General features: G+C 70.6%; 22 protein-coding genes. 14 read left to right on the top strand and 8 right to left on the bottom strand.

Annotation, left to right across the window (positions count from 1 at the left end; genetic code table 11):
* Window positions 1–4 precede the first annotated feature (4 nt).
* The 3 genes from G406_RS50890 to G406_RS57415 are packed head-to-tail and all read left to right on the top strand — an operon-like array spanning window position 5 to window position 1,667.
* Window positions 5–535, top strand: a complete 531-nt coding sequence (locus G406_RS50890) for a DUF6879 family protein (RefSeq protein ID WP_156935240.1) — start codon at window positions 5–7, stop codon at window positions 533–535.
* Window positions 513–1,379, top strand: a complete 867-nt coding sequence (locus G406_RS0130620; RefSeq protein ID WP_084216485.1) for a helix-turn-helix domain-containing protein — start codon at window positions 513–515, stop codon at window positions 1,377–1,379. Before G406_RS50890 ends, G406_RS0130620 begins: the two co-directional genes overlap by 23 nt.
* Before the next feature lie 45 nt (window positions 1,380–1,424).
* Window positions 1,425–1,667 (top strand): hypothetical protein, encoded by a 243-nt coding sequence (locus tag G406_RS57415; RefSeq protein WP_156935241.1) that lies wholly within the window; start codon window positions 1,425–1,427, stop codon window positions 1,665–1,667.
* A gap of 122 nt (window positions 1,668–1,789) precedes the next feature.
* On the opposite strand, the gene G406_RS0130625 is transcribed toward G406_RS57415, so the two are convergent.
* A complete protein-coding gene (locus tag G406_RS0130625) occupies window positions 1,790–2,572 on the bottom strand; it encodes an IclR family transcriptional regulator (RefSeq protein ID WP_028936753.1) in 783 nt (260 codons plus the stop codon).
* Between the two features lie 192 nt (window positions 2,573–2,764).
* Between G406_RS0130625 and hutH the strand changes: the two genes are divergently transcribed.
* Window positions 2,765–4,264 (top strand): histidine ammonia-lyase, encoded by a 1,500-nt coding sequence (gene hutH, locus G406_RS0130630; protein ID WP_028936754.1) that lies wholly within the window; start codon window positions 2,765–2,767, stop codon window positions 4,262–4,264.
* Here the strand turns inward: hutH and G406_RS0130635 are convergent.
* Window positions 4,248–5,660 carry a purine-cytosine permease family protein gene (locus tag G406_RS0130635; protein WP_028936755.1) on the bottom strand — a complete coding sequence of 471 codons (1,413 nt, stop codon included), beginning with the start codon at window positions 5,658–5,660 and terminating at the stop codon, window positions 4,248–4,250. The two genes, hutH and G406_RS0130635, sit on opposite strands and share 17 nt — an antisense overlap.
* Window positions 5,661–5,850: 190 nt before the next feature.
* On the opposite strand from G406_RS0130635, the gene hutU reads away from it, so the two are divergent.
* From hutU to G406_RS0130660, 5 genes are read left to right on the top strand one after another with little or no spacing between them, the layout of a single operon-like run.
* Window positions 5,851–7,500, top strand: coding sequence for a urocanate hydratase (gene hutU / locus G406_RS0130640; RefSeq protein WP_028936756.1), 1,650 nt, complete (start codon window positions 5,851–5,853; stop codon window positions 7,498–7,500).
* Complete coding sequence (locus G406_RS0130645; protein WP_028936757.1) at window positions 7,497–8,711, top strand: allantoate amidohydrolase; 1,215 nt, start codon at window positions 7,497–7,499, stop codon at window positions 8,709–8,711. The genes hutU and G406_RS0130645 overlap by 4 nt, the downstream gene beginning before the upstream one ends.
* On the top strand, window positions 8,708–10,078 hold the full coding sequence (locus G406_RS50895; protein WP_051342911.1) for a formimidoylglutamate deiminase: 1,371 nt from the start codon (window positions 8,708–8,710) through the stop codon (window positions 10,076–10,078). Before G406_RS0130645 ends, G406_RS50895 begins: the two co-directional genes overlap by 4 nt.
* Window positions 10,075–11,232, top strand: coding sequence for an imidazolonepropionase (hutI, locus tag G406_RS0130655; protein WP_028936758.1), 1,158 nt, complete (start codon window positions 10,075–10,077; stop codon window positions 11,230–11,232). The genes G406_RS50895 and hutI overlap by 4 nt, the downstream gene beginning before the upstream one ends.
* 44 nt (window positions 11,233–11,276) lie before the next feature.
* Window positions 11,277–11,687, top strand: coding sequence for a PPOX class F420-dependent oxidoreductase (locus tag G406_RS0130660; RefSeq protein ID WP_028936759.1), 411 nt, complete (start codon window positions 11,277–11,279; stop codon window positions 11,685–11,687).
* A 122-nt stretch (window positions 11,688–11,809) separates the two neighbouring features.
* Here the strand turns inward: G406_RS0130660 and malQ are convergent, their stop codons facing one another.
* Genes malQ through G406_RS50905 form a run of 4 tightly spaced genes read right to left on the bottom strand, consistent with a single transcriptional unit; the run spans window position 11,810 to window position 16,676 of the window.
* On the bottom strand, window positions 11,810–13,735 hold the full coding sequence (gene malQ, locus G406_RS0130665) for a 4-alpha-glucanotransferase (RefSeq protein WP_245607272.1): 1,926 nt from the start codon (window positions 13,733–13,735) through the stop codon (window positions 11,810–11,812).
* 38 nt (window positions 13,736–13,773) lie between these two features.
* Window positions 13,774–14,580 (bottom strand): hypothetical protein, encoded by an 807-nt coding sequence (locus tag G406_RS0130670; protein ID WP_028936761.1) that lies wholly within the window; start codon window positions 14,578–14,580, stop codon window positions 13,774–13,776.
* Window positions 14,577–15,677 (bottom strand): ATP-binding cassette domain-containing protein, encoded by a 1,101-nt coding sequence (locus G406_RS50900; RefSeq protein ID WP_037079388.1) that lies wholly within the window; start codon window positions 15,675–15,677, stop codon window positions 14,577–14,579. Before G406_RS50900 ends, G406_RS0130670 begins: the two co-directional genes overlap by 4 nt.
* Window positions 15,678–15,707: 30 nt before the next feature.
* Entirely contained in the window at window positions 15,708–16,676 is a 969-nt protein-coding gene (locus G406_RS50905) for an alpha/beta hydrolase (protein WP_051342912.1), read from the bottom strand.
* Window positions 16,677–16,965: 289 nt separating this feature from the next.
* On the opposite strand from G406_RS50905, the gene G406_RS50910 reads away from it, so the two are divergent.
* From G406_RS50910 to G406_RS0130695, 3 genes are all read left to right on the top strand, one after another.
* A complete protein-coding gene (locus G406_RS50910) occupies window positions 16,966–17,457 on the top strand; it encodes a cysteine dioxygenase (protein WP_037079391.1) in 492 nt (163 codons plus the stop codon).
* Between the two features lie 20 nt (window positions 17,458–17,477).
* Window positions 17,478–17,849: a rhodanese-like domain-containing protein gene (locus G406_RS50915; protein ID WP_051343036.1), complete on the top strand. Its 372-nt coding sequence runs from the start codon at window positions 17,478–17,480 to the stop codon at window positions 17,847–17,849.
* A 634-nt stretch (window positions 17,850–18,483) separates the two neighbouring features.
* Entirely contained in the window at window positions 18,484–20,022 is a 1,539-nt protein-coding gene (locus G406_RS0130695; protein ID WP_028936762.1) for a long-chain-fatty-acid--CoA ligase, read from the top strand.
* Between the two features lie 72 nt (window positions 20,023–20,094).
* Here G406_RS0130695 and G406_RS0130700 read toward each other — a convergent pair whose 3' ends face one another.
* A complete protein-coding gene (locus G406_RS0130700) occupies window positions 20,095–20,778 on the bottom strand; it encodes a DUF899 domain-containing protein (protein ID WP_028936763.1) in 684 nt (227 codons plus the stop codon).
* Window positions 20,779–20,908: 130 nt separating this feature from the next.
* Here G406_RS0130700 and G406_RS0130705 point away from each other — a divergent pair, with 130 nt between their 5' ends.
* A complete protein-coding gene (locus tag G406_RS0130705; RefSeq protein ID WP_037079699.1) occupies window positions 20,909–21,577 on the top strand; it encodes an ATP-binding cassette domain-containing protein in 669 nt (222 codons plus the stop codon).
* On the opposite strand, the gene G406_RS0130710 is transcribed toward G406_RS0130705, so the two are convergent.
* Entirely contained in the window at window positions 21,574–22,335 is a 762-nt protein-coding gene (locus tag G406_RS0130710) for an SDR family NAD(P)-dependent oxidoreductase (protein ID WP_028936765.1), read from the bottom strand. The genes G406_RS0130705 and G406_RS0130710 overlap by 4 nt on opposite strands.
* A gap of 42 nt (window positions 22,336–22,377) precedes the next feature.
* On the opposite strand from G406_RS0130710, the gene G406_RS0130715 reads away from it, so the two are divergent.
* On the top strand, window positions 22,378–23,406 hold the full coding sequence (locus tag G406_RS0130715) for an LLM class F420-dependent oxidoreductase (protein WP_028936766.1): 1,029 nt from the start codon (window positions 22,378–22,380) through the stop codon (window positions 23,404–23,406).
* The last annotated feature ends 389 nt before the right edge of the window (window positions 23,407–23,795 follow it).

Consider the following 23,795-nt stretch of genomic DNA (forward strand, 5'->3'; position numbering starts at 1 on the left):
CACGTTGGATCTGGATGACCTGAGACGGATCATCCAGCGGTCGACCGATGCATTTCGGCTAGAGACGCTGCCGCAGTATCTGGTGCCGCAGGAGGAAACGGACTTCGCGGCGTGGCGACGTGGCGATCGGGTGCGCGCCCATCCGGACCGGGATGCGTGGCTCGGCGAGATGCGCGACGTCATCTCTGCCGGTAGACGATTCTGGCGAGTTCGGATCCTGGACTATCCGCTGGTCGAGTACAGCGAGTTCGAGCTGTTCGGATACCAGGACACCGCTGCCGTCGGTCAGGAAGTGTTCGTGGCGAACCGGGCTTGGAACACTGACCTGGCGGACCTGCACGAGGATTTCTGGCTCTACGACTCCGCGACCGCGGTCAGCATGGTTTACGACGACGAGGGACACTTTCTTTATCCGGAGCTTCGGGAGAATGTGCGGCCCTACCTGGAAATCCGCGATCGTGCCGTGCGTCATGCCGTTACGCTCACCGACTACTTGAGAAAGTACGAGCCCGATCTCATCGCCGACCCGGTCTGACGACCGTCACGAACTTGCCGCTGGCCTGCGAGCCTTGCGGCTCGATTCGGGCTGCAGTACGACCGAGCTGGCGCGTCGGCTCGGTTGGTCGCAGTCCAAGGTGAGTCGCGTCGAGCGGGCTGTGACGCTGGCGAAGCCGGATGAGGTCGACGAGTGGGCGCGGCTCCTGCATGCCGCACCTGAGCTGCGGAGTCGTCTGACTGAACTGGCGCGGCGGCAGGGTGTCGAGCTGACCGAATGGAAACGCCGTGTAGCTCCTGGCCGGCGAAAGGTGCAGGAGGAGATCAGGGCGCTCGAGGCTGCCGCCAGTGCGATCTGGGTATTCGCTCCCCAGGTTGTGCCGGGCCTTGCTCAGACCGGGGCGTACGCCGCAGTGATGTTCCGGCTCGGTCAAGGTCAGGCGCTGTCTCCTGAGGAGCTGGCCGGCGCGGTTCAGGCGCGGCTGGCACGCCAAGCGGTGCTGGGTGACCGGGCGAAGCGGTTGAAGCTGCTGTTCACCGAGTCGGCGCTCCGGCGCTCGCTGCTCCCAGCCTCAGCCATGCGGGACCAGCTTCAGCGGATGGTGGAGGTCGCCCGGCTGCCGAACGTCGAGATGGGGATGGTGGCGTTCTCGACCCGGGAGCGCACGCACATCTATCACGGGTTCTCGATCATCGGCGACCCCGATGTGGACAGAGCTGCTCTCGTGCTGGCCGAGACCGTCACGTCGAGCCTCAGGGTGCGCGATCCCGACGAGGTTCGGCAGTACGTCGAGCACTATCGGCGGCTGGCCGAAGGTGCGCTGTTCGGCGATGAGCTGGTGGCGTTCCTCCAGGAGATTTCCGCGCGGTCCCCCTGGTCATGATTCGCGACGAAAGCTAGTCACTCATTTAGATGAAAGGAAAGACTTATGCCGTGGATGACCTGCCTCATGGATGGTCGCCATCACGCTGTCGCCGAGCCCTACCTGGTCGCGGGGCTCGCCGAGGGGCGCTATCTCGCCGCCTGTGGCCTCCGGGTCACGCCGGGATCGATGTTCAGCCCGCCGGGCCGGCGCTGCATGAGCTGCCATGTCCTGGTGACGGCGCGGACGTCACAACCACCGGGCCGGAGGCAGTGGTGGCGCGCCGCCACCCGGCCACCGGATGAGTGACGGAGACAGCCACCCGCGAGTCGGGCGCCTCAGCACACCGAGTCGGCGCTTTCGGTACAGCCTTGTGTGCTGTGGTGCCCGACTCGGTGTGCTCACGCGCCCGACTCGCGGGCGTCGAGTGCCTAGCGTCGGCCGCCGATCCGGACCGACAGCTCGCCCGCCGCTCGGCGTACCTCGGCCGCCAGGTCGGGCCAGTCCTGGTTGCATTCGCGCGGACCTGGGCACTCGTGCGGGAAGACCACGCTGATCGCTGCGACGGGGTGGTCGCCGTGGTCGAGCACCGGCGCCGCGACCGAGGCGAAGCCCGCCGTCACGTAGCCGTCCTCCACCGCCCAGCCGCGTTGCCGTTCCTTCGTCAGTAACCGACGTAGCTCGGGCAGGTTGGTGGGCCCCCGTCCGGTGCGGCTGACGAAGCTCACGGTCGACGGGAACAGCGCACGCACCTGGGACGCGGGCAGCCTGCCGAGCATTGCCCGCCCGGACGCCGGCAGATGCGTGGGCATGCGGACGCCCACGTCGGTGACCAGCGTCAACGGCCGGCGGGGTTGTTCGCGCAGCAGGTAGAGCGTCTCCGGACCGTGCAGGACGCCGAGCTGTGCCGGCCTGCGCAGACGATCGACCAGGCCGCGCAGTAGAGGACGGGCGAGTGCTTCGAGCGGGTCGTGGCGCAGGTACGCGGACCCCAGCTCGAACACCGCGACCCCGAGCCCGTACCGGCGCGCCTCCGGGAGGTGCGTGACGAATCCGGCGTCGGTCAGCTCGGCGAGCAGGTGGTAGGTCGTCGAGCGGGGCAGGTCCAGCGCGCCGGCCACGGCGGATGCGGTCATCGGGCCCGCGTGGCTTGCCAGCAACCGCAGGATCGCCAGCCCCCGGCGCAGCGCGGGCACCTCACTGCTCCCACCCATCACACGAAGTGTGTCACGACAAGTACTTCTCGGCGCTCGACAGTCGCCGTGCGGTCGGGCGAGGTGTGTCACTCGGCCGTTCGAACGAATCCTCGGGGGATTTGCGCTGTGATTCCTCCAGAGTCTCGTATCGCAGACACAGAGTCCGGCGCCACGCTCGCTTCCCGGGGCGGCGAGCGATGAGATGGTCGGATGCCTGACACCGTGCTGCTGGATGAAATTGCGTTGAGTCGTGACCAGGTCGTCGCCGTCGCCAGGCGGGGAGCGCCGGTCCGGGTGACCGATACCGCCAAAGCCGCGGTGCGCGAGTCGCGCACCCACATCGAGCGGCTCGCCGACGCGGAGACGCCCACCTACGGCGTGTCCACCGGTTTCGGGGCGCTCGCCACGCGGCACATCCGGCCGGATCGCAGGGCCGCGCTGCAGCGGTCGCTCATCCGGTCGCACGCGGCGGGCGCCGGGCCAGAGGTCGAACGCGAGGTCGTCAGGGCGCTCATGCTGCTGCGATTGCACACCCTGGCCAGCGGGCACACCGGCGTTCGTGCCGAGACCATCGAGTCGCTCGCCGATCTGCTGAACGCCGACATCGTGCCGATCGTGCACGAGTACGGGTCACTCGGCTGTTCCGGCGACCTCGCGCCGCTGTCCTCGATCGCACTCGCGCTGATCGGTGAGGGCGAGGTGTACGACGCGGCAGGCAACCGTCGTCCGGCCGCCGAGGCGATGGCCGACGCGGGAGTCAAGACCGTCGAGCTCGCCGAGAAGGAGGGGTTGGCGCTGATCAACGGCACGGACGGCATGCTCGGCATGCTGACCCTGGCCATCGCGGACATCACCCGGCTGCTCGACATGGCCGACCTGACCGCCGCGATGAGCGTCGAGGCGCTGCTCGGCACCGACCGGGTGTTCGCGGCGGACCTGCAGGCCCTGCGCCCGCACCCGGGCCAGGCCACGTCGGCGGCGCGCATGACCGAGCTGCTGCGGGGCTCGGAGATCATGCAGAGCCACCGGGGGCCGGACTGCAACCGGGTACAGGACGCCTACTCGCTGCGCTGCTCACCGCAGGTCCACGGCGCCGCGCGCGACACGCTCGCGCACGCCGATCTCGTTGCCGGACGCGAGCTGGCCTCGGTGATCGACAACCCGGTCGTGCTCGACGACGGCCGGGTCGAGTCGAACGGCAACTTCCACGGCGCCCCGGTCGCCTACGTGCTGGACTTCCTCGCCATCTGCGTCGCGGACGTGGCGAGTATCGCCGAACGCCGCACCGACCGGATGCTCGACGTCAGCCGCTCGCACGGGCTGCCACCGTTCCTCGCCGACGACGCCGGCGTCGACTCCGGGTACATGATCGCGCACTACACCCAGGCCGCGGTGGTCTCGGAGCTGAAGCGGCTCGCGGTCCCGGCCTCGGTCGACTCGATCCCGACCAGCGCGATGCAGGAGGACCACGTGTCCATGGGCTGGTCGGCGGCGCGCAAGCTGCGGCGCGCGATCGACGGTCTCACCACGGTGCTGGCGATCGAGCTGCTCACCGCCGCGCGGGCGCTCGATCTGCGTGCGCCGTTGCACCCGGCGCCCGCCACCGCCGAGATGGTGGCGAGGCTGCGTGCCTCCGTCCCGGGACCGGGCCCGGACCGGCACCTCGCGCCGGAGATCGCCGCTGCCGAGGACCTCATCCGCGCTGGGTGACCGTCTCCGGCGGGTTGCTGGTACGCCGGGCGAGCGGGTAGTACACCGCCCCGGTGACCAGCAGCGCGACGATCCAGGAGATGTCCGCGCCGCCGAGCAGCCTGGTCACCGGTCCGGTGTAGAGCGACTGGGCGAGGAACGGGATCTGCACGCAGATGCCGAGTACGTAGACGGCGAGGGCGGTGACGTTCCAGCTGCCGTACCGGCCCCTCGGGTCGTACAGCGCCGGGACGTCGACCCGTTCCTTGGACACCAGGTAGTAGTCGATGAGGTTGATGGCGCTCCACGGCGTGAACACGGTCAGCAGCACCAGGACGAAGTTCTTGAAGTTGTTGAGGAAGTCGGCGCTGGCGAACAGCGCGATACCGACCGTCGCCGCGACGAACACGACGATGGACACCACCCGCGCGGCCTGCGAGACCCTGGTCTGACCGGTGAACGCGGTGACGCCGGTGACGGTCGACATGAACCCGCCGTAGGCGTCCAGGCAGGTGATGGTCAGTTTGCCGACGACGATCACGAAGTAGATGCCGATCGCGACGACCGCGGGCCCGGCGAGCGTGCCGATGAATCCGACCTGGTCGGCGACGAACTTCGGGCCGACGACGGCGGCGAGCAGCGCACCGAACGTCATGGACCACTGCGAGCCGATGACGCTGCCGGCGAACGTCGAGAGGAACGCGGACCGCACGCTCGTGTCGCTCGGCAGGTAGCGGGAGTAGTCGGCGACGTATGGTCCGAAGGTCAGCTGCCAGCCGGCGCCGAGGGACACCGCCAGCAGGAACGTCGCGGCGTCGAACGGCTTCAGACCGATGAACGCGGCCACGTCGTAGCTGGTGAACAGCCGGACCGCGAGGTAGGTGAAGCCGATCGCGCCGACGACCGTGGCGAACCGCCCGACGATGTGCACGAGCTTGTAGCCGGCCACCGCGATGACGGCGGTCAGCGCACCGAAGATCAGGATGCCGATCGTCGGGCTGCCCAGGTGCAGCAGCGCGCTGACCGCCTGACCGGCGAGAACGGTCCCGGTGGCGGCGAAGCCGAGGTAGAGCAGTACGACCAGCGCCAGCGGCACACAGGCGCCGAGGACACCGAACTGCGCCCGGCTGGAGATCATCTGCGGCAGACCGAGCCTGGGGCCCTGCGCGGAGTGCAGCGCCATGACGGCACCGCCGAGCACGTTGCCGATCAGCAGCCCGATGATCGCCCACAGCGCGTCCGCGCCGAAGATCACCGCGAGCGCGCCGTCGACGACGGCGGTGATCTGCATGTTCGCGCCGAACCACAGGGTGAACTGGTTGAACGGAGTCCCGTGCCGTTCGTCCTCGGGGATGACGTCGATCGTCCGTCGCTCGGGAGTCAGGCTCGACCGTGCCGTATCCGGCTGCTCGACCATCGGGACCTGCTTTCTCGCTGCCTTCGCTGTGTCGTGACCTTCGCACGTGCTCGCGGTCCGGACGATCCGGAAGAACGCACATGTGTCTGGGATTCCAGACAAAGGTTGTCGTGGGGCCCTGGTAGAGCTGTGGCGGTCACCTCAAGACTGTTGAGGAACCAACACCGGTGAGCCCGAGATGGGGAGAGTCATGTCAGGACCGATCAGGGCCGCGCGCGGCAGCGCACTGACCGCGCAGGGCTGGGCCACCGAGGCGCCGCTGCGCATGCTGCACAACAACCTCGATCCCGAGGTCGCCGAGCGGCCGGAAGACCTGGTGGTCTACGGCGGCACCGGTCGCGCCGCGCGGGACTGGCCGAGCTTCCACGCGATGACCCGTGAGCTGACCAACCTGGGCCTTGACGAGACACTGCTCGTGCAGTCCGGCCGCCCGGTCGGTGTGCTGCGCACCCACGAGTGGGCGCCCCGGGTGCTGATCGCCAACTCGAACCTGGTGCCGGACTGGGCGAACTGGCCGGAGTTCCGCAGGCTGGAGGCCGCCGGGCTCACCATGTACGGCCAGATGACCGCAGGCTCCTGGATCTACATCGGCACCCAGGGAATCCTGCAGGGCACCTACGAGACGTTCGCGGCGGTGGCGAAGAAACGGTTCGGCGGGTCGCTGGCCGGCACGCTCACCGTGACGGCGGGCCTCGGCGGCATGGGCGGCGCTCAGCCGCTCGCGGTGACCATGAACGGTGGCGTCGCGCTGGTCATCGAGTGTGACGCGGCCCGTGCCCGGCGTCGGGTCGAGCACCGCTATCTCGACGAGATCGCCACCGATCTCGACGACGCGATCCGCCGGTGCACCGCCGCGAAGCGCGACCGGGTCGCGCTGTCCGTCGGGCTGATCGGCAACGCCGCCGAGGTACTGCCCGAGCTGCTGAAACGCGGCGTCGAGGTCGATGTCGTGACCGACCAGACCAGCGCGCACGACCCGCTGGCCTACCTGCCGAAGGGCATCGATCCCGCCGACTGGCACGACTACGCGGAGAAGAAGCCGGACGAGTTCACCGACCGCTCGCGCGACTCGATGGCCGAGCATGTGGACGCGATGCTGGGGTTCATGGACGGCGGCGCCGAGGTGTTCGACTACGGCAACTCGATCCGCGACGAAGCGCGCAAGGGCGGGTGCGAGCGCGCGTTCGACTTCCCCGGGTTCGTGCCCGCCTACATCCGGCCGCTGTTCTGCGAGGGCCAGGGCCCGTTCCGCTGGGTGGCGCTGTCCGGCGATCCCGCCGACATCGCCGCCACCGACCGGGCGATCATGGAGCTGTTCCCGGAGAACGAGTCGGTGAACCGGTGGATCAAGCTCGCCGGTGAGCGCGTCGCGTTCCAGGGGCTGCCGGCGCGGATCTGCTGGCTCGGCTACGGCGAACGGCACCTGGCCGGGCTGCGGTTCAACGAGATGGTGGCCAACGGTGAGCTTTCCGCGCCGGTCGTCATCGGGCGCGACCACCTGGACTGCGGTTCGGTCGCCTCGCCGTACCGGGAGACCGAGTCGATGGCCGACGGCTCCGACGCGATCGCCGACTGGCCGCTGCTCAACGCGTTGGTCAACACCGCGTCCGGCGCGACCTGGGTGTCGCTGCACCACGGCGGCGGTGTCGGCATCGGGCGGTCCATCCATGCGGGTCAGGTCACCGTCGCGGACGGCACCGAGCTGGCTGCACAGAAGCTGGAACGGGTGCTGACGAACGACCCCGGCATGGGCGTGCTGCGTCACGTCGACGCCGGCTACCCGGAAGCGTCCTCGGTCGCCGCCGAGCGCGGCGTGCACATCCCGATGGCGCAGGCATGACTGTCACGGCGCTCTTGGGCGAGATCGCCGACGTAGGCCGCGACGGCCGCCGGGGCGGCTACTCGCGGCACGGTTTCGCTCCCGTCGAGGGTGAGCTGCGGACGTGGTTCGTCGAGCAGGCACAGCGTCGCGGCCTCGATGTGCGCACCGACCGCAACGGCAACCTGTGGGCCTGGTGGGGCACACCGGGGCCGAACGCGGTGATCACCGGGAGCCATCTCGACTCGGTGCCCGGCGGCGGCGCGTTCGACGGCCCGCTGGGTGTCGCGGCCTCGCTCAGTGCTGTCGACCTGCTGCGATCCGGGGGGTTCCAGCCGGGACGCCCGTTGGCGATCGGTGTGTTCAGCGAGGAGGAAGGTGGCCGGTTCGGGGTCCCGTGCCTCGGCTCGCGGCTGATGACCGGCTCGCTCGACCCTGATGCCGCGCGGCGGCTCACCGACTCCGACGGCATCACCCTCGCGGAGGCGGCGTCCTCGGCGGGTGTGGACCCGGCACGGTTCGGGCGCGACGACGAGGCGCTGGCCGACATCGGTTGTTTCGTGGAGCTGCACGTCGAGCAGGGGCGGGCGATGGATCTGCTGGACGACCGGCCCTCGGTGGCCGTGGCGTCGTCGATCCTGGCGCACGGCCGGTGGCGGTTCACCGTGACCGGGGTCGGCAACCACGCCGGTACGACCGAGGTCCCCGACCGGCGCGACCCGATGCTGCCGGCCGCGGCCGCCGTACTGGCGGCTCGGCGCGCCCTGGGCGGGAGGGCCGGTGCTCGGGCGACGGTCGGGCGGCTGACCCCGACCCCCGGCGGCACCAACGTGATCGCCTCGTCGGTGGACTTCTGGCTGGACGCTCGAGCGCCCGAGGAGGCTCCGGTCCGCGAGGTGGTCGAGGAGATCACGGCGGCGGCGAGGGCCGCCGCGGCGGAGGAGGGCTGTGAGCTGTCGGTGCGGCAGGAGTCGTTCGGTGACACCGTGCTGTTCGACCCGGCTCTGCGGGACCGGCTGGCCGCCGAGCTGGGTGGTGTTCCGGTCCTGCCGACCGGTGCCGGCCACGACGCGGGCATCCTGGCCTCTCGGGTGCCGACGGCGATGCTGTTCGTCCGCAACCCGACCGGGATCAGCCACGCACCCGCCGAACACGCCGAGCCCGCCGACTGCGAGGCCGGAGCGGCAGCGCTCGCCCGAACCCTGGAGTCCCTGTGCCGGGACGAGCCGTGAGTGGCGAGTGGTCCCAGGGGACCACTCGCCACTCACGAGCCCACGTCGGGTACTGGTGTGAGCGAGCCTGGGTCGGGGACGGGGTTGCCGATCGGGTGCTGGTCGAGGTGGACGACGCCGGTGTGATCAGCGCCGTCGCCACCGGACAGGAGCCGCCGGAGGGCGCCCATCGGCTGGGCGGCGTGGTGTTCCCCGGGTTCGCCAACGGGCACTCGCACGCGTTCCACCGGGCGCTGCGCGGGCGCACCCACGGTGACGGCGGCACGTTCTGGACCTGGCGCGAGGCGATGTACCGGCTCGCCCAGCGGCTTGACCCGGACAGCTACCACCAGCTGGCCAGGCTCGTGTTCGCCGAGATGGCGCTCGCCGGCTACACCGCCGTCGGCGAGTTCCACTATCTGCACCACGCACCCGGGGGCCGACGCTACGCCGATCCGAACGCGATGGGCACCGCGCTCGTCGAGGCGGCCCGCGAGGCCGGAGTCCGGCTCACGCTGCTGGACACCTGCTACCTCAGCGGCGGCCTCGACGACACCGGCTACCTGCCGTTGTCGCCGGAGCAGACCCGGTTCTCCGACGGCGACGTGGACGGTTGGCTGGCTCGCGTCGGCGAGCTGACCGGCGACGACACGGTTCGCATCGGCGCGGCCGTCCATTCGGTGCGCGCGGTTCCGGCGACCGCGTTCGGCCGGGTCGCCGAGGGGTGCGCCGGACGACCGCTACACGTGCACCTGTCCGAACAGCCCGCCGAGAACGAGGCCTGTCAGGCCGTCCACGGCTGCTCGCCGACCCGGCTGCTCGCCGATTCGGGGCTACTCGGCCCGGACACCACCGCCGTGCACGCCACCCACCTGTCAGGCGACGACATCAGCCTGCTCGGCGGCTCCCGCACGACCGCGTGCTTCTGCCCGAGCACCGAGGGCGACCTGGCCGACGGCATCGGCCCGGCCCGCGAGCTGGCCGACGCCGGCAGCCCGATCAGCCTGGGCAGTGACCAGCACGCGGTCGTCGACCCGCTTCTGGAGGCCAGGGCCTTGGAACACGGTGAACGGCTGCGGACCGGGCGGCGAGGCCGCTTCGACCCGGCCCAGCTCGTCCGGTCCGCCACCGAGCACGGCCACCGGTCCCTCGGCTGGGACAGCGGACGGATCGCCCCCGGCGCACTGTGCGATCTGGTGTCGCTGCGGCCCGACACCCCACGCACCGGCGGTGCACTCCCCGGGCAGCTCGTGCTGGCCGCCACGTCCGCCGATGTGCACAGTGTGGTGGTGGGTGGGCGAGTGATCGTCCAGGATGGGGTGCATCGCGCATTCGGCGAGCTGGGGCGAGACCTTGCGCGAACCATCGGGGGGTTGTGGGGACCATGAGCATGGTGATCACCGGCATCGGTGAGCTGACGACGAACGACGACGAGCTCGGCACGGTGACGGACGCGGCGCTGGTGCTGACCGACGGGCTCGTCGAGTGGGTGGGCTCCTCGGCGAACGCGCCGGAGGCCGACGAGCGGGTCGACCTGCAGGGACGGGCGGCGCTGCCCGGCTGGGTGGACAGCCACAGCCACCTGCTGTTCGCCGGTGATCGGACCGCCGAGTTCGGCGCCCGCATGGCTGGCGCGCCCTACCAGGCTGGCGGCATCGCGGTCACCGTCGAGGCGACCAGGGCGGCGAGCGACGTCGAGCTGGCGAAGAACCTGCGCCGCCACGTCGCGGAGGCCGCCGCGCAGGGCACCACGTACCTGGAGACGAAGACCGGCTACGGCCTCACCGTCGACGACGAGGAACGGGCCGCACGAATCGCCACCAGCTACGCCGACGAAGTGACGTTCCTCGGTGCGCACCTGGTGCCCGACGGCTGGGTGCCCGACGACTACGTCGACCTGGTGTGCGGTCCGATGCTGGACGCCGTCGCGCCGTACGTGCGGTGGGCGGACGTGTTCTGCGAGACCGGTGCGTTCGACGCCGACCAGAGCCGCGCGGTGCTCACCGCGTCCGCGGAACGCGGCCTGGGCCTGCGCGTGCACGGCAACCAGCTCGGACCCGGTCCCGGAGTGGCGCTCGCGGTCGAGATGAGCGCCGCGAGCGTCGACCACTGCACGCACCTGAGCGCCGCGGACGTGGACGCGCTCGCCGGTTCGGACACCGTGGCGACGCTGCTCCCGGCCTGTGACCTGTCGACCCGTCAACCGCTGCCGGACGCCCGCGCGCTGCTCGACGCCGGCGCCACGGTCGCGTTGGCCTCCAACTGCAACCCGGGCTCGTCGTACACATCGTCGATGGCGTTCTGCGTGGCCACGGCGGTGCTGCAGATGCGGATGAGCGTCGCCGAGGCGGTCCGCGCCGCCACCTGGGGCGGCGCGCGGGCGCTGCGCCGCGAGGAGGGCACCGGCGCGGTCGGCGTCCTGCGCCCGGGCAGCCGGGCGGACGTCCACGTCCTCGACGCCCCCTCGGTGACCCACCTCGCCTACCGCCCCGGAGTGCCGCTCACCTACGCAGTGTGGCGGGCAGGCCTGCGCATCCACTGAGCCGTAGCGGAATGGGCGCGGGCGAACGGTTGTTGGCACCGGGCATGGCTGAACTGACGGAAGACGTGCGCGCCCTGCTCAGCGCACGCAACATGGCTCACGTGGCGACGCTGATGGCGGACGGATCACCGCACGTCTCGCCGGTGTGGATCTCGGTGGAGGGCGACCGGCTGGCGATCTTCTCCACCGAGGCACATCTCAAGGTGCGCAACCTGCGCCGCGACGCCCGCGTCGGCATCTCGGTGACCGACGAGGAGAACCCGTACCGCTCGGTGATCATCAGAGGCCGGGTCGTCGAGGAGATCGAGAACGACGAGGCGATCGAGATCATGGACCGGATGAGCAACCGCTACGTCGGTGTCGACTTCCCGGTGCGCAAGTCCATCGTGTCGTTCATCGAGCCGGAGAAGGTGGCATTGAAGGAGCTGCCGTTCCAGCATCCGCGGCCGGCCTGACCGGGTAGCGGAACCCTCTGGTCGGCCGGCCCGCGGGCGGCTTTGCACATCTACGTGCTGTGTCGCACATGTCCGGACATGTGCGACACAGCACGAACACGTGCAAAGCCGCCCGCGGTGCGCTAGGAGCGGGTGCGGAACGCGGCGGTGACGGCCGCTACGCGGGGGTCCGTGCGCAGGGCCTCCAGGGTCACCGGGAGGGGGAGGCGCCAGTTGGGGTACTCGTCGACCGTGCCGGGCAGGTTGGGCTGGCGGGGTTCGGCGATCACGTCGTACGGCGAGATCAGTGCCAGCCGGCACGGCGTCCTGGCCAGGAGCTCGTGCATCGCCAGGATGATCGCCTGCTCGTCCGGCTCCTCGGGGGTGTCCGGCAGCAGCGACTCGGACCGCAGCAGCGCCAGCCACTCGGTGCGCTCCCGGGCGGCGGCGTCGCGCTCGGCCGGAACGTCGTCGAGCAGGCCGAGGTCGGCGCGGATCGTGACGTGCTCGCCGCGCAGGAACCCCGCCGCGGTCGGAAGGTCGTGGGTCGACAGGCTGGCCGCGCTGCGTTCCGGCCACCGTCCCGGAGCCAGCAGCGGTTCACCGGGTGCCGACTCGTCGCGCGCGAACCAGGCCACCGAGCAGCCCAGCATCTCCTGCGCCGCCAGCGCCTCGGTGACCTCCGGCTCGACCGTGCCCAGGTCCTCGCCGACGACGACCGCGTTCGCCCGGTGCGCCTCCAGCGCGAGTACCGCCAGCATGGCGTCCGCGTCGTAGTGCACATAGGTGCCCCGGTCCGGTTCGTCACCCGGCGGCACCCACCACAGCCGCCACAGCCCGGCCACGTGGTCGATCCGCAGCCCGTCCGCGTGCGACAGCACCGCGCGGAGCATGTCGCGGAACGCCGCGTACCCGGTCTCGGCGAGCCGGTCGGGACGCCACGGCGGCAGTCCCCAGTTCTGTCCGCGAGGGGTGAAATCGTCCGGCGGGGCGCCGACCGACACCCCGGTCGCCAGCACGTCGGCCAACGCCCAGGCGTCCGCGCCTTCCGGGTCGACCCCGACCGCGAGGTCGTGCAGCACGCCGAGCGACATGCCCGAGTCCCGCGCGGCGGTCCGGACGGCCGCGAGCTGCTCGGTACACCGCTGCTGCACCCAGCCATGGAACGCGACCCGCTCGGTGCGACTGGACTCCACGGCCGAGCTGGTCGGATCGCGCAGCTCGGCCGGCCACAGCGTCCACCGTCCGCCGTGCTTTTCGGCCAACGCGCAGTAGGTGGCGAAGTCGATCAGGCCCGCGCTGGGGTCGACCGGCTCGGGGCGCCCCGCCGAGCGCCACAGCAGCTCCAGCGCGGACCGCTTCGCCGCCCACGTGAGGTCGTGGTCGATGCGCCACCGAGCGGGCGCGACGCGCAGCGCGTCCACCTCGGCGCGGGTGTCCGGGTCGGCGTGTCGGTAGGCGTCCAGGTCCTCGATCCGCAGCGCGAGCGGGTTGGCGAAGCGTCTGCTGGACGGCGTGTACGGGGAGGGCTGCACGGGGTGCGTCGGACCGGGCGCGTGTAGCGGGTTGAGCAGCACCGCCCCCGCGCCGTGCTCGGCCGCGGTCCACTTCACGAACTCGCGCAGGTCACCGAGGTCCCCGATGCCCCAGGAGCGTTCCGAGGTCAGCGCGTAGAGCTGCAGCATCCAGCCCCAGGTCCGCTCCGGGGTCGGGACCTGAGCGGGGGCGACGACCACCGAGCCGTACTGCTCGGTCCCGTTCACGACGCCGGTGAGGTGGTACCAACCGGGGCTCAGGCCGGTGGGCAGCTCGTCGCGCAGGTCGGTCCGCGTGCCGTCCTCGGCGACCAGCTGCCGCGCACCGGCGACCTGCCGGGGGCCGTCGCCGACCCGCAGCGCGACGGTGGGCGCCCACGCGGCCGAGTGCTTCCGTTCGGCGACGGCGGCCAGCTCGCGGCGTCGGTCGGTCTCCGTCGTCGCGTCGACGTCCAGCAGGCCCAGCACCCGCACGACCACGTCCGGATCGACCTGGACCGGACGGCGCCGCCCGTCGAGGTAGCTCGTCGCCACACCGTGCGCGGCGGCGAGCTGCTCCAGGTCGCCGGTACTCAGGTCACGTCCCTGGTCTGGGCCACGGCGGCACCGGCGAGCACCGCGACCAGCGCATACCCGAAGAAGATCAGCAACGCGAGCCACCAGGGCAGCGGCGAACCGGTCGACAGGCTGAACGCACCGTTGTCGACCAGCCCCTGCAACGCCCACGCGGCCGAACCGCCGGGCAGGAACTCGTCGATCTGACCGGTGTCGGTGAACCTGGCGACGCCGGTGATGAGCCCTTCGGCGAGCAGCAGGTAGACCAGCACGCCGAGGATGGCGCCGACCTGGTTGTCGATGAGCGTGCCCACCCCGACCCCGATGACCGCCCACAGCGCGAAGACCATCATCCCGACGGCGCCGATGGCGAGCATCGAGGACAGCTCGTCGCTGGTCATCTGACCACCGCCGGCCAGGATCCCGAGCAGGCCCAGGATCCAGCAGGCCAGCCCGTAGCCGGCGCCGACGACCGCGGCGACGACGACCTTGGCGACCAGCAGCTGCGGTCGGCCGGGCGCGGTGAGGTAGCTGGTGGTGATCGTGCGGTGGCGGAACTCCGAGGACGCGCACACCACCCCGAACACGACGGCGAACTTGCTGCCGAACGAGCTCAGTGCGAGCGCCTGCGGGGCCGGCGCGGAGAACGTCAGACCGCCGATCTCGGCCAGAGCCAGCCCGACCAGCGCACACAGCACGACCGCGGGGATCAGCAGTGCCCACCACGCGGCGGTCGAGAAGGTCTTGCGGAACTCGGAGATCAGCAGTGCCAGCACGACCGTGGGTGACCAGCCGGTCTGCTGCGTCGGTGCCGGTGCGCTCATCGCTTCTGCTCTCCTTCCGAAGGCTCGGCCGGTTCCTGCGCGGGCGGCGGTGGCGCCGGCGGGAACTCCGGGGTGGGCGAGCTCGGCCGCGCGAACGGGCTCGGCTGCTGGGGCTGCGGATAGCCGGGCGGCACGGCCGGAATCTGGCCGGTCAACGGCGGCGGCGTGTACTGCCCGTTCGGCTGGTACTGGCCGTTGGTGAGCTCGAAGAAGTGCCGCTCCAGGTCGGTCCGCTCCTCGGCGATCCCGTACAGCGCGACCCCGGCCGCGAGTGCGACCTCACCGACCGTCGTGCTGGTCGCCCCGGTGACCGCGAGGCCGCCCTCGGGCAGCGCTTGGACGTCGGTGATACCTCGTTCGGCGAGTGCGATGGCGAGTTTCGCCTGGTCCGCGCACTGCACCTTGAGCCGGCTCTGCGTTCCGCCGCCGAGCTGCGCGAGGCTGCCCTCGTACACGCTCGCGCCCTGGCTGATGATCACGACGTGGTCGACGGTCTGCTCGATCTCGGCGAGCTGGTGGCTGGACACCAGGACGGTGCGCCCGGACGAGGCGAACGCGCGCAGGAAACCGCGCAGCCACGCGACACCCTCCGGGTCGAGCCCGGACCCCGGTTCGTCCAGCACGAGTACCTGCGGGTCGCCGAGCAGCGCGGTCGCCAGTGCCAGCCGCTGCCGCATCCCGAGTGAGAAGCCGCCGACCTTGCGGTGTGCCGCGTCGGTCAGCCCGACCAGCGCGAGCACCTCGTCGGCGCGGTGATCGGGCACACCGATCGCCGCCGTGTAGATCCGCAGGTGAGCGCGCGCGGTACGGGACTTGTGGAAGCCCTGCGAGTCGAGCACCGCCCCCACCACCCTGGCCGGATGGGCCAGCTGGTCGTAGTGCACGCCGCCGATCGTGGCCTCGCCGTCGTTGGCCGTGACCAGGCCGAGCACGATGCGCAACGTCGTGGTCTTCCCCGCGCCGTTCGGACCGAGGAAACCGGTCACCCTGCCTGGTTCCACCGTGAAGCTCAGGCCGCGGACCGCCTCGACCGAGCCGAACTGCTTGCGCAGGTTCCGGACCAGGATGCGGCCGGTGCCGTCGTAGGAGACGTTCATCAAGCCCCATACTGCCTGATGGCGCCGTACTCAGTTCGAGACGGTTGTGGCGGAGGCGAACACGGTGCGCGCGTACTCGCCGACCTCGGCGATCACCTCGCCCGCCCGGTCGACGGAGCCGGCGAGCCAGCAGAAGCCGTGCGCCATGGACTCGTTGTGGCAGGCGCGCACCGGCACACCCGCGTCGGCCAGCGCGTTCGCGTAGGCGAGTCCTTCATCGCGTACCGGGTCGAAACCCGCCGTGACGACCATGGCCGGCGGAAGCCCCGACAGATCGGGCGCGCGCAGCGGCGACAACAGCGGGTCGGCGGGATCGACGCGGCGCCCGGCCGCTCCCAGGTAGTGGCTGGCGAACCAGTCGAGATCCCGCACGGTCAGCAGATGGTCCTTGGCCTGCTGGGTGCGCGACGGCCAGCTGCCGACGAAGTCGGTCGTCGGGTACAGCAGCAGCTGCACCGCCAGCACCAGCTCACCCTGACGCAGCGCGAGCTGCGCGACCACCGCGGCGAGGTTCGCGCCGGTGCTGTCGCCCGCGACCCCGATCCGGGTGGGGTCCCCGCCGAGCTCGTCGGCGTGCTCGGTCAGCCATCCGGTGGCCGCCTGGCAGTCCAGTACCGCGGCCGGGAACGGCGCCTCGGGTGCCTTCCGGTACTGGACCGACGCGATCACCGCGCCCGCCGCGTTGGCCAGCGCGCGGCACGGCCGGTCCGCGACGTCCAGGTCACCCAGGACGAACCCGCCGCCGTGCAGGTAGACGATCAGCGGGAGCAGCGCCTCGGGCTCGGCCTCCCGGGGACGGTAGATGCGGGTCGGCAGCATCCCGGCCGGACCGGGGACGTCCAGCTCCACGACCGTGTCGACCGGTTCGGGATCACCCTGCAACGCGGTCATACCGCTGAACGCGGAACGGGCCTCGGTGACACTGAGATCCGCGAAGTCCGCCATCCCCCGGGCACGACACAGCGCGATGACGTCGTGCACCTGCGGGTCGAGCGCCATCGCGACCTCCCACCTGGGCTCGGGGCGTCGTACACAACAGCAGTCAGGGGCACCCGGTCAACCGCGCGTCACCCGTCCGGTAGCACGCCTGGCGAAATTGCATCCGCTCGGGGGAGGACCATCCGGTGTACAAACCAAACCGGTTTTGTGGTGAAATGGGGGCATGCGGACCGCCGACCTCCTTGACCCGTTCTGGGCGGGGCGTCGCGGCGACTGCTTCGACCAGTGCTGTTGCCAGGGCTGAGTTCTCACCGGCCCTGTTTTCTAGCGACACACTGGAGTACCCGCTGTGACCGTTACCGCGCCGACCTCGCTCGCCCTGCCGGAGCTGCGAGGGCTCACCCGTCGGATCGCCGATGAGGTCAGGGCCGGCCTGCACACGGTGCACGTCGACCCCGAGCAGCGCTGGTACCAGCTGCTGTCCAGCGACGGCTACGTCGACGTCTGGCTGATCAGCTGGGCCCGCGAGCAGACCGCCGAGCTGCACGACCACGCCGGCTCGCTCGGCGCGTTGACCGTGGTGCGCGGCGCGCTCACCGAGCAACGCTGGGTCCCGGCGAGTGCGCAGCTGCGCACCCGGTCGCTGCGCGCCGGGACGAGTGTGGGCTTTCCGCCCGGTTACGTGCACGATGTGACCAACACCGCCGTCGAACCGGCGGTGAGCGTGCATGCGTACTCGCCGCCGTTGACCGCGATGTCGTACTACCAGGTCGAGCCCGGTGGTCTGCTGCGCAGGACACGCAGCGAACTGACCACCGAGCCGGAGAAGGTGCACGCGTGAGCCACCTGACGATCGATGAGATGCTGGCCAACGCGCGCGCCCGGCTGACCAGGCTGGAACCGGTCAGCGCGCAGCACGCGGTGGCCGCCGGTGCCCTGTTCGTCGACATCCGCCCGGACTGGCAACGCTCGTCGGAGGGCAGCATCCCGGGCGCGATGCTGATCGAACGCAACCACCTGGAATGGCGCCTCGACCCGACATCCGACGCCCGGATCGAGCAGGCCGTCGATCACGACGTCGCCGTGGTGATCTTCTGCTCCGAGGGCTACACCTCGAGCCTGGCGGCCGCATCGCTACAGGACCTGGGCCTGCACCGGGCCACCGACCTGGTCGGCGGCTTCCAGGCCTGGAAAGCGGCGGGCTTGCCAACCGGCGGGCCCCCGCGCGTCTAAAGTTTCCGGCAGGACCCCACTCCGCTTCGCTCCGGGGGCCGCAACCGGAAACTTGGGCGGCTACGCCCTCGCTGACGCTTCGGGCTTCGCTGCCCTCGCTGGACGCGCGCTTGCTGCCGCGGCTTGGGAGCCGCCCCTGGTGCACTACCCGCCTGCGGCGGAACGGCCTTCGGCCCGCTGTGCGAGGCCCGTTGTGACACACGGCGTCACCCCATGGTCGGTGCAGGGTGAGGTGGTCCCGCGTGCTGCGCATCCCACGACGAACACGTACAGCTACCGCCCGGCTACAACTCACCCAGCCATAACTAGCCCAGCCACGGTTCATCCGACTACGGTCAACTGGCCACCATTAGCCGGGCGCGGGTGACCGGGCCACAGCCGCGACCGGCGCACAGTTCAACGGCAAGTCCACTTCCATACTTGGCTCCGCGAGTCTCCGCGTAGGGGGTTCAGTGCGACGCACTGCAAAGAACGCAACAGGCGAAGCAGAAGGTGAACAGTCAAGCGCGCGTCCAGCGAGGGCAGCGAGGCCGGAGCGAAGCGAGGGCGTAGCCGCCCAAGTTTCCGGTTGCGGCCCCCGGAGCGAAGCGGAGTGGGGTCCTGCCGGAAACTTTCGACGCGCGGGAGCTGGCCGATGATCACAGCACTGTTGAGCCGCTGGGCGTCCGAGCGGGCGGAGCGGGAGGCGCTGCGCTACGGCGATTCGAGGTGGAGCTGGGCGGAGCTGGCCGATCGGGTCGCGCGCGCAGCCGCCGCTCAGCGCGCGGCCGGTCTGCGTCCCGGCGCCCGGGTCGCGGTGCTGGACTTCAACCATCCGTCCTGTCTGGAGACCACCCTGGCGTGTGCCCAGGTCGGCACCGCGAACGTGGTGGTCAACTTCCGGCTCACCCCGTCCGAGGTGGAGTACGTCCTCAACGACTCCGAGGCCGAGGTGCTGTTCGTCGGTCCGGAGTTCGCCTCGACGGTCGAGCAGCTACGGGACAAGCTGCCGAAGGTGCGCCGCGTCATCCATGTCGGCGGCGACGAGGACAGCTACGAGTCCTGGCTGGACGTCGAGCCCGACCAGGAGGTGCACCCGGCCGACCCCGACGACTGCTTCCTGCAGCTCTACACGTCCGGGACCACCGGCTTCCCCAAGGGTGCGATGCTCACGCACCGGGCGATGGTCGCGCACTCGGCGAACGTGTCCGCGACGATCGGCGCCCAGCCGGACGACGCGTTCATGGTCGCCATGCCGCTGTTCCACGTCGGCGGTTCGAGCTACGCGCTGTGCGCGCTGTACACGGGCGCCCGGATGGTGATGGTCCGGACGCCGGAGCCCGCGACGCTGCTGCGGCTGCTCGAGTCCGAGCGCATCACCCACTCGTTCTTCGTGCCCGCGCTGCTCGCGCTGATGGCGAAGGTCCCGGATGCGACGAAGCACGACTACTCGGCGCTGAAGGTGCTCTGCTACGGGGCCTCGCCGATGCCGCTGCCCGTGCTACGCGCGTCGATGAAGGTCTTCCCGAACGTGTTCATGCAGGTCTACGGGATGACCGAGGCGTGTGGCGTGGTGACGGTGCTCGGCCCGGAGGACCACGCCGAGGGCGCGCCCGAGCAGCGCCTGATCTCGGCCGGACAGCCGATGGACGGGGTGTCCATCGAGGTCCGCGAGCCGGCGACCGGCGAACCGGTGCCGACCGGTCAGCAGGGCGAGGTGTGGGTGCGCACCGAGCAGCTGATGAGCGGCTACTGGAACCGCCCTGAGGCCACCGCGTCGGCGATCGGCGAGGACGGCTGGTACCACTCCGGCGACGCCGGGCACTTCGACACCGACGGCTACCTCTACATCACCGACCGCATCAAGGACATGATCATCAGCGGCGGGGAGAACATCTACCCCGCCGAGATCGAACGGGTGCTCGCCGAGCATCCCTCGGTCGGTGACCTGACCGTGGTGGGTGTGCCGGACGACAAGTGGGGCGAGGTGCCCAAGGCCGTCGTGGTCGCCGCCGAGGGCCACACGGTCGACGAGGCCGAGCTGCTCGCCTACTGCCGCGAGCACCTGGCGTCCTACAAGTGCCCCAAGTCGGTCGACGTCGTCGACGAGCTGCCGCGCAACCCGACCGGCAAGATCCTCAAGAAGGACGTCCGAGCCCGCTACTGGGGTGGACGAGAACGCCAGACGGTGTGATGTCAAGATCATCACCGCCTGAGGGCTGATCTCGCGCCGGAAAAGAGCCCTCACGCGGTGATGATCTTGGGGTCAGCCCTCGCCGTACAGTTTGGCGATGGCGTCTGAGTCGAGCCAGCGGCTGTAGGTGGGGCCCTGTGGCCAGTCACTCGGCGAGTCCTGCCATTCCTCCTGGCGGCCGTAGGGCAGCAGGTCGACCAGGCCGAACAGGAAGCTGAGCTGCTCGGTGCCCCGGCCGTTGGTGTGCCAGGTGCGGTAGACCGTGTCGCCGTCGCGCAGGAACACGTTGACCCCGAAGCCCGCGCCCAGCGGCGCGTCGACGTCGGCGCCGAACGAGCTGTTCGCGGTCGAGTACCAGTCCATGGTGTTGCCGACGCGTCGCTTGTAGGCCAGCGCCTCGTCGATCGGTCCCGGGGTCACGATGACGAACCGGGCGTCGAAACTGCCCAGGCCGTCGAGGCGGGTGAACTGAGAGGTGAACCCGGTGCAGCCGCCGCACTGCCATTCCTCGCCGGGGAACCACATGTGGTTGTAGACGATCAGCTGCGGGTGGCCGTCGAAGATCTCGGCGAGGGTGACCGGGCCGTTCTCGCCTTCGAGGGTGTAGGCGGGCATCTCGACCATCGGGAGCCGGCGCCGCTGCGCGGCGATGGCGTCGAGCTCCCTGGTCGCGGCCTTCTCCCGGTTCCGCAGCTCGTCCAGCTCACGGCGCCACGTGGCGGCGTCGACGACGGGCGGCAAGGCGTTCGTGGTCATGGGATCTCCCTGGCTGCTCGGATCGCGTACCTGTGTTGACCCGCTTCGGCGTCGGAACTCATCGGGACTCTGTCAATTCACTCGAACGAGCGTATAGTCCTGTGTCCTGAGTCACTCTCGGAGTGTGGACATGGTGCAGCCGCTGATCAGGTTGTCCGGGGTCAGCAAGGTGTACCGGACCGGCGCCGAGGAGGTCCATGCGCTCGACCGGGTCGACCTGACCGTGCACGCGGGCGAGTTCCTCGCGGTCATGGGGTCGTCGGGTTCGGGCAAGACCACGCTGATGAACGTGCTCGGCTGCCTCGACCCGCCGTCCGAGGGCAGCTATGTGCTCGACGGTGTCGACGTGAGCGGCTACAGCAAGCGGGAGATCGCGCGGGTCCGGGGACGCAAGGTCGGCTGCGTGTTCCAGTCGTTCAATCTGATCCCGCGCACCAGTGCCCTGCGCAACGTCGAGCTGCCGCTGGTGTACGCGGGTGTCGGTGATCGGGCGGAGCGGGCGAGGGAGGCGCTGCGGCAGGTCGGGCTGGGGGACCGGATGTCGCACGCGCCGAGCCAGCTGTCCGGAGGGCAGCAGCAGCGGGTGTGCATCGCGCGGGCGTTGGTCGCCGACCCGGCGATCCTGGTCGCCGACGAGCCGACCGGCGCGCTCGACGGGGTGACCGGCCGCGAGATCCTGACGCTGCTGGTCAACCTGCACAAAGCCGGCCGGACGATCGTGCTGATCACCCACGAGAAGGAGGAGGCGCGGATGACCGACCGGGTCATCCAGCTGCGCGACGGCCGGGTGATCGACTAGTGGGCGGTCCACCCGCCGTCCACCGGGAGCGTGACGCCGGTCAGGTAGCCGCTGCCCGGATCGGCCAGCAGTAGGGCCGCGCCGGCCAGCTCCGTCGGCTGCGCCCAGCGCCGCATCGGGACCTCGGCCTCCAGGAACCGCCGCACCCGCGGGTCGTCGTCGATGCCCTCGTTGAGCGGCGTCCGGAACGGGCCGGGCGCCAGGGCGTTCACCGTGATGCCGTGCTCGGCCAGCTCGACGGCGAGACTGCGGGTCAGCTGGACGACAGCGCCCTTGCTCGCCGCGTACCCGGACCGCCCCGCGGCGCCGACCAGGCCCAATGCGCTGGCCAGGGTGACGATCCTCCCGTACCCGGCCGCGCGCATCGGCTCGGCCGCCGCCCGGCAGGCCAGCCAGGTGCCCACCACGTTGACCTCGAGGCATGTGCGCAACGTGTTGACGTCGAGTTCCCCGAGCCCACCCCGGGCCTGCACGCCCGCACTGGTGACCAGCACGTCGAGGCGGCCGTGCTCGGACACGGTGTCGTCCACCAGCCGCTGTACGGAGTCCTCGTCGGTGACATCGCACGCGACGCCCCGGACCGTGCGTCCGGTCCGTGCGGCGAGGTCCCGCGCGACCTGCCGGGACCGTTCGGCGTCGCGGCCGCACAGCACGACCTGCGCGCCCGCTTCGGCGAGCGCGGTGGCGATGGTCAGGCCGAGCCCGGCGGAACCTCCGGTCACGAGAGCGACGCGGCCGGCCTGCGAATCATTTGTCACACTGTTATTTAACTACGTGGGTTCGCCGACTAGGGTTGCGGCATGAAACTGAGCACCCAGGTGATGTACGGCGGCAATCCGGTCGAGACGATCAACCAGGTCGTCGCGCTCGAACAGGTCGGACTGGACACGGTGTGGTTCGCCGAGGTCTACACGTTCGACGCCCCGACGCTGATGGGCTACGTCGCGGCCAAGACCGAACGGGTGGAGATCGGCTCCGGCATCCTGCCGATCTACAGCCGCACCCCGACCCTGACCGCGATGACCGCGGCCGGCCTGGACTCGATCTCCGGCGGCAGGGCGATCCTGGGTCTCGGCGCATCCGGCCCGCAGGTCATCGAGGGCTGGCACGGCGTGCCCTACGACAAGCCGATCGCGCGCACCCGTGAGATCGTCGACATCTGCCGCAAGGTGTGGCGCCGCGAGGTCGTCGAGCACGACGGCCTCTACCAGCTGCCGCTGCCCAAGGACCAGGGAATCGGCCTCGGCAAGCCGCTCAAGCTGATCAACCACCCGGTGCGCGAGCGCATCCCGATCTGGCTGGCCGCGCTCGGCGACAAGAACGTCGAGATGGCCGCCGAGATCGCCGAGGGCTGGCTGCCGTTCGTCCTGTTCCCGGAGAAGCTCGACGCGGTGTGGGGCGACGCGCTGCGCGCCGGCAAGGCCAAGCGCGACCCCGCGCTGGGCGAGCTGCAGATGACCGGCGGCGGCATCCTCGCGCTGGAGGAGGAGCACTACGCGAACGCCGAGGCCGCCGCGCGCGGCCTGGCCGCGCTGTACATCGGCGGCATGGGCGCGAAGGGCAAGAACTTCTACAACACCGTCTTCCAGCGCTACGGCTACCCAGACGTCGCGGCTCAGGTCCAGGAGCTGTACCTGAGCGGCAAGAAGAACGAGGCGGCCGCCGCCCTGCCCGACGAGTTCATCTCGCACACCAACCTGATCGGCCCGCCCGAGTTCGTGAAGGAACGGATCGCCGCCCTGCGCGAAGCCGGGGTCACCCACCTGCACGTGAACCCCGTGGGTTCCGACCCGGTGAAGCTGATGGCCCAGCTGAAGGAATGGCTGTAGCAGCCGGGTGACGTCGCAGACCCTGACGTTGCGTCGCAGACACTGCACCGTCTGCGACGCAACACCACCCTCTGCAACTCCGTGACGCCTGTGGCGGGTGTGACCCTCCCGCAACCTCGCACACCCTGATGCTGCGTCGCACACGTCCGAACATGTGCGACACAGCACCACGGTGCGCAAAGTCGGCCGGGCCGGGCGCGGCCCGGCGCGGGGCGCGGCGCAGCCGTGGCCCAAGAGAGCGCGATCGGCCCGCCAGCACCACGGCGGACACGCACTCTGCCCCGTTCCCCGCGATCCTGGCCCGCACTTGGCGTGGTCGGGCGGTGTCAACCCGGAACCCTCGCCCCCGAACGCGTGCAACCAGGAACGAGCGCGAGGCCGGCGCCAGC

Source organism: Actinospineispora spinosispora DSM 44797, from assembly GCF_000429025.1.
Classification (GTDB): Bacteria; Actinomycetota; Actinomycetes; order Mycobacteriales; family Pseudonocardiaceae; genus Pseudonocardia; species Pseudonocardia spinosispora.

What these genes read in the sequence shown, in the direction of transcription:
- G406_RS0130700 (WP_028936763.1), bottom strand. Translation starts at nt 20,778, where the DNA reads ATGACCACGAACGCCTTGCCGCCCGTCGTCGACGCCGCCACGTGGCGC.
- G406_RS57415 (WP_156935241.1), top strand. Translation starts at nt 1,425, where the DNA reads ATGCCGTGGATGACCTGCCTCATGGATGGTCGCCATCACGCTGTCGCC.
- G406_RS0130625 (WP_028936753.1), bottom strand. Translation starts at nt 2,572, where the DNA reads ATGGGTGGGAGCAGTGAGGTGCCCGCGCTGCGCCGGGGGCTGGCGATC.
- hutU (WP_028936756.1), top strand. Translation starts at nt 5,851, where the DNA reads ATGTCAGGACCGATCAGGGCCGCGCGCGGCAGCGCACTGACCGCGCAG.
- hutH (WP_028936754.1), top strand. Translation starts at nt 2,765, where the DNA reads ATGCCTGACACCGTGCTGCTGGATGAAATTGCGTTGAGTCGTGACCAG.
- G406_RS50915 (WP_051343036.1), top strand. Translation starts at nt 17,478, where the DNA reads ATGCTGGCCAACGCGCGCGCCCGGCTGACCAGGCTGGAACCGGTCAGC.
- G406_RS50900 (WP_037079388.1), bottom strand. Translation starts at nt 15,677, where the DNA reads ATGAACGTCTCCTACGACGGCACCGGCCGCATCCTGGTCCGGAACCTG.
- G406_RS50905 (WP_051342912.1), bottom strand. Translation starts at nt 16,676, where the DNA reads ATGGCGCTCGACCCGCAGGTGCACGACGTCATCGCGCTGTGTCGTGCC.
- G406_RS0130635 (WP_028936755.1), bottom strand. Translation starts at nt 5,660, where the DNA reads ATGGTCGAGCAGCCGGATACGGCACGGTCGAGCCTGACTCCCGAGCGA.
- G406_RS0130715 (WP_028936766.1), top strand. Translation starts at nt 22,378, where the DNA reads ATGAAACTGAGCACCCAGGTGATGTACGGCGGCAATCCGGTCGAGACG.
- G406_RS0130670 (WP_028936761.1), bottom strand. Translation starts at nt 14,580, where the DNA reads ATGAGCGCACCGGCACCGACGCAGCAGACCGGCTGGTCACCCACGGTC.
- G406_RS0130705 (WP_037079699.1), top strand. Translation starts at nt 20,909, where the DNA reads ATGGTGCAGCCGCTGATCAGGTTGTCCGGGGTCAGCAAGGTGTACCGG.
- G406_RS0130660 (WP_028936759.1), top strand. Translation starts at nt 11,277, where the DNA reads ATGGCTGAACTGACGGAAGACGTGCGCGCCCTGCTCAGCGCACGCAAC.
- G406_RS0130695 (WP_028936762.1), top strand. Translation starts at nt 18,484, where the DNA reads ATGATCACAGCACTGTTGAGCCGCTGGGCGTCCGAGCGGGCGGAGCGG.
- G406_RS0130645 (WP_028936757.1), top strand. Translation starts at nt 7,497, where the DNA reads ATGACTGTCACGGCGCTCTTGGGCGAGATCGCCGACGTAGGCCGCGAC.
- hutI (WP_028936758.1), top strand. Translation starts at nt 10,075, where the DNA reads ATGAGCATGGTGATCACCGGCATCGGTGAGCTGACGACGAACGACGAC.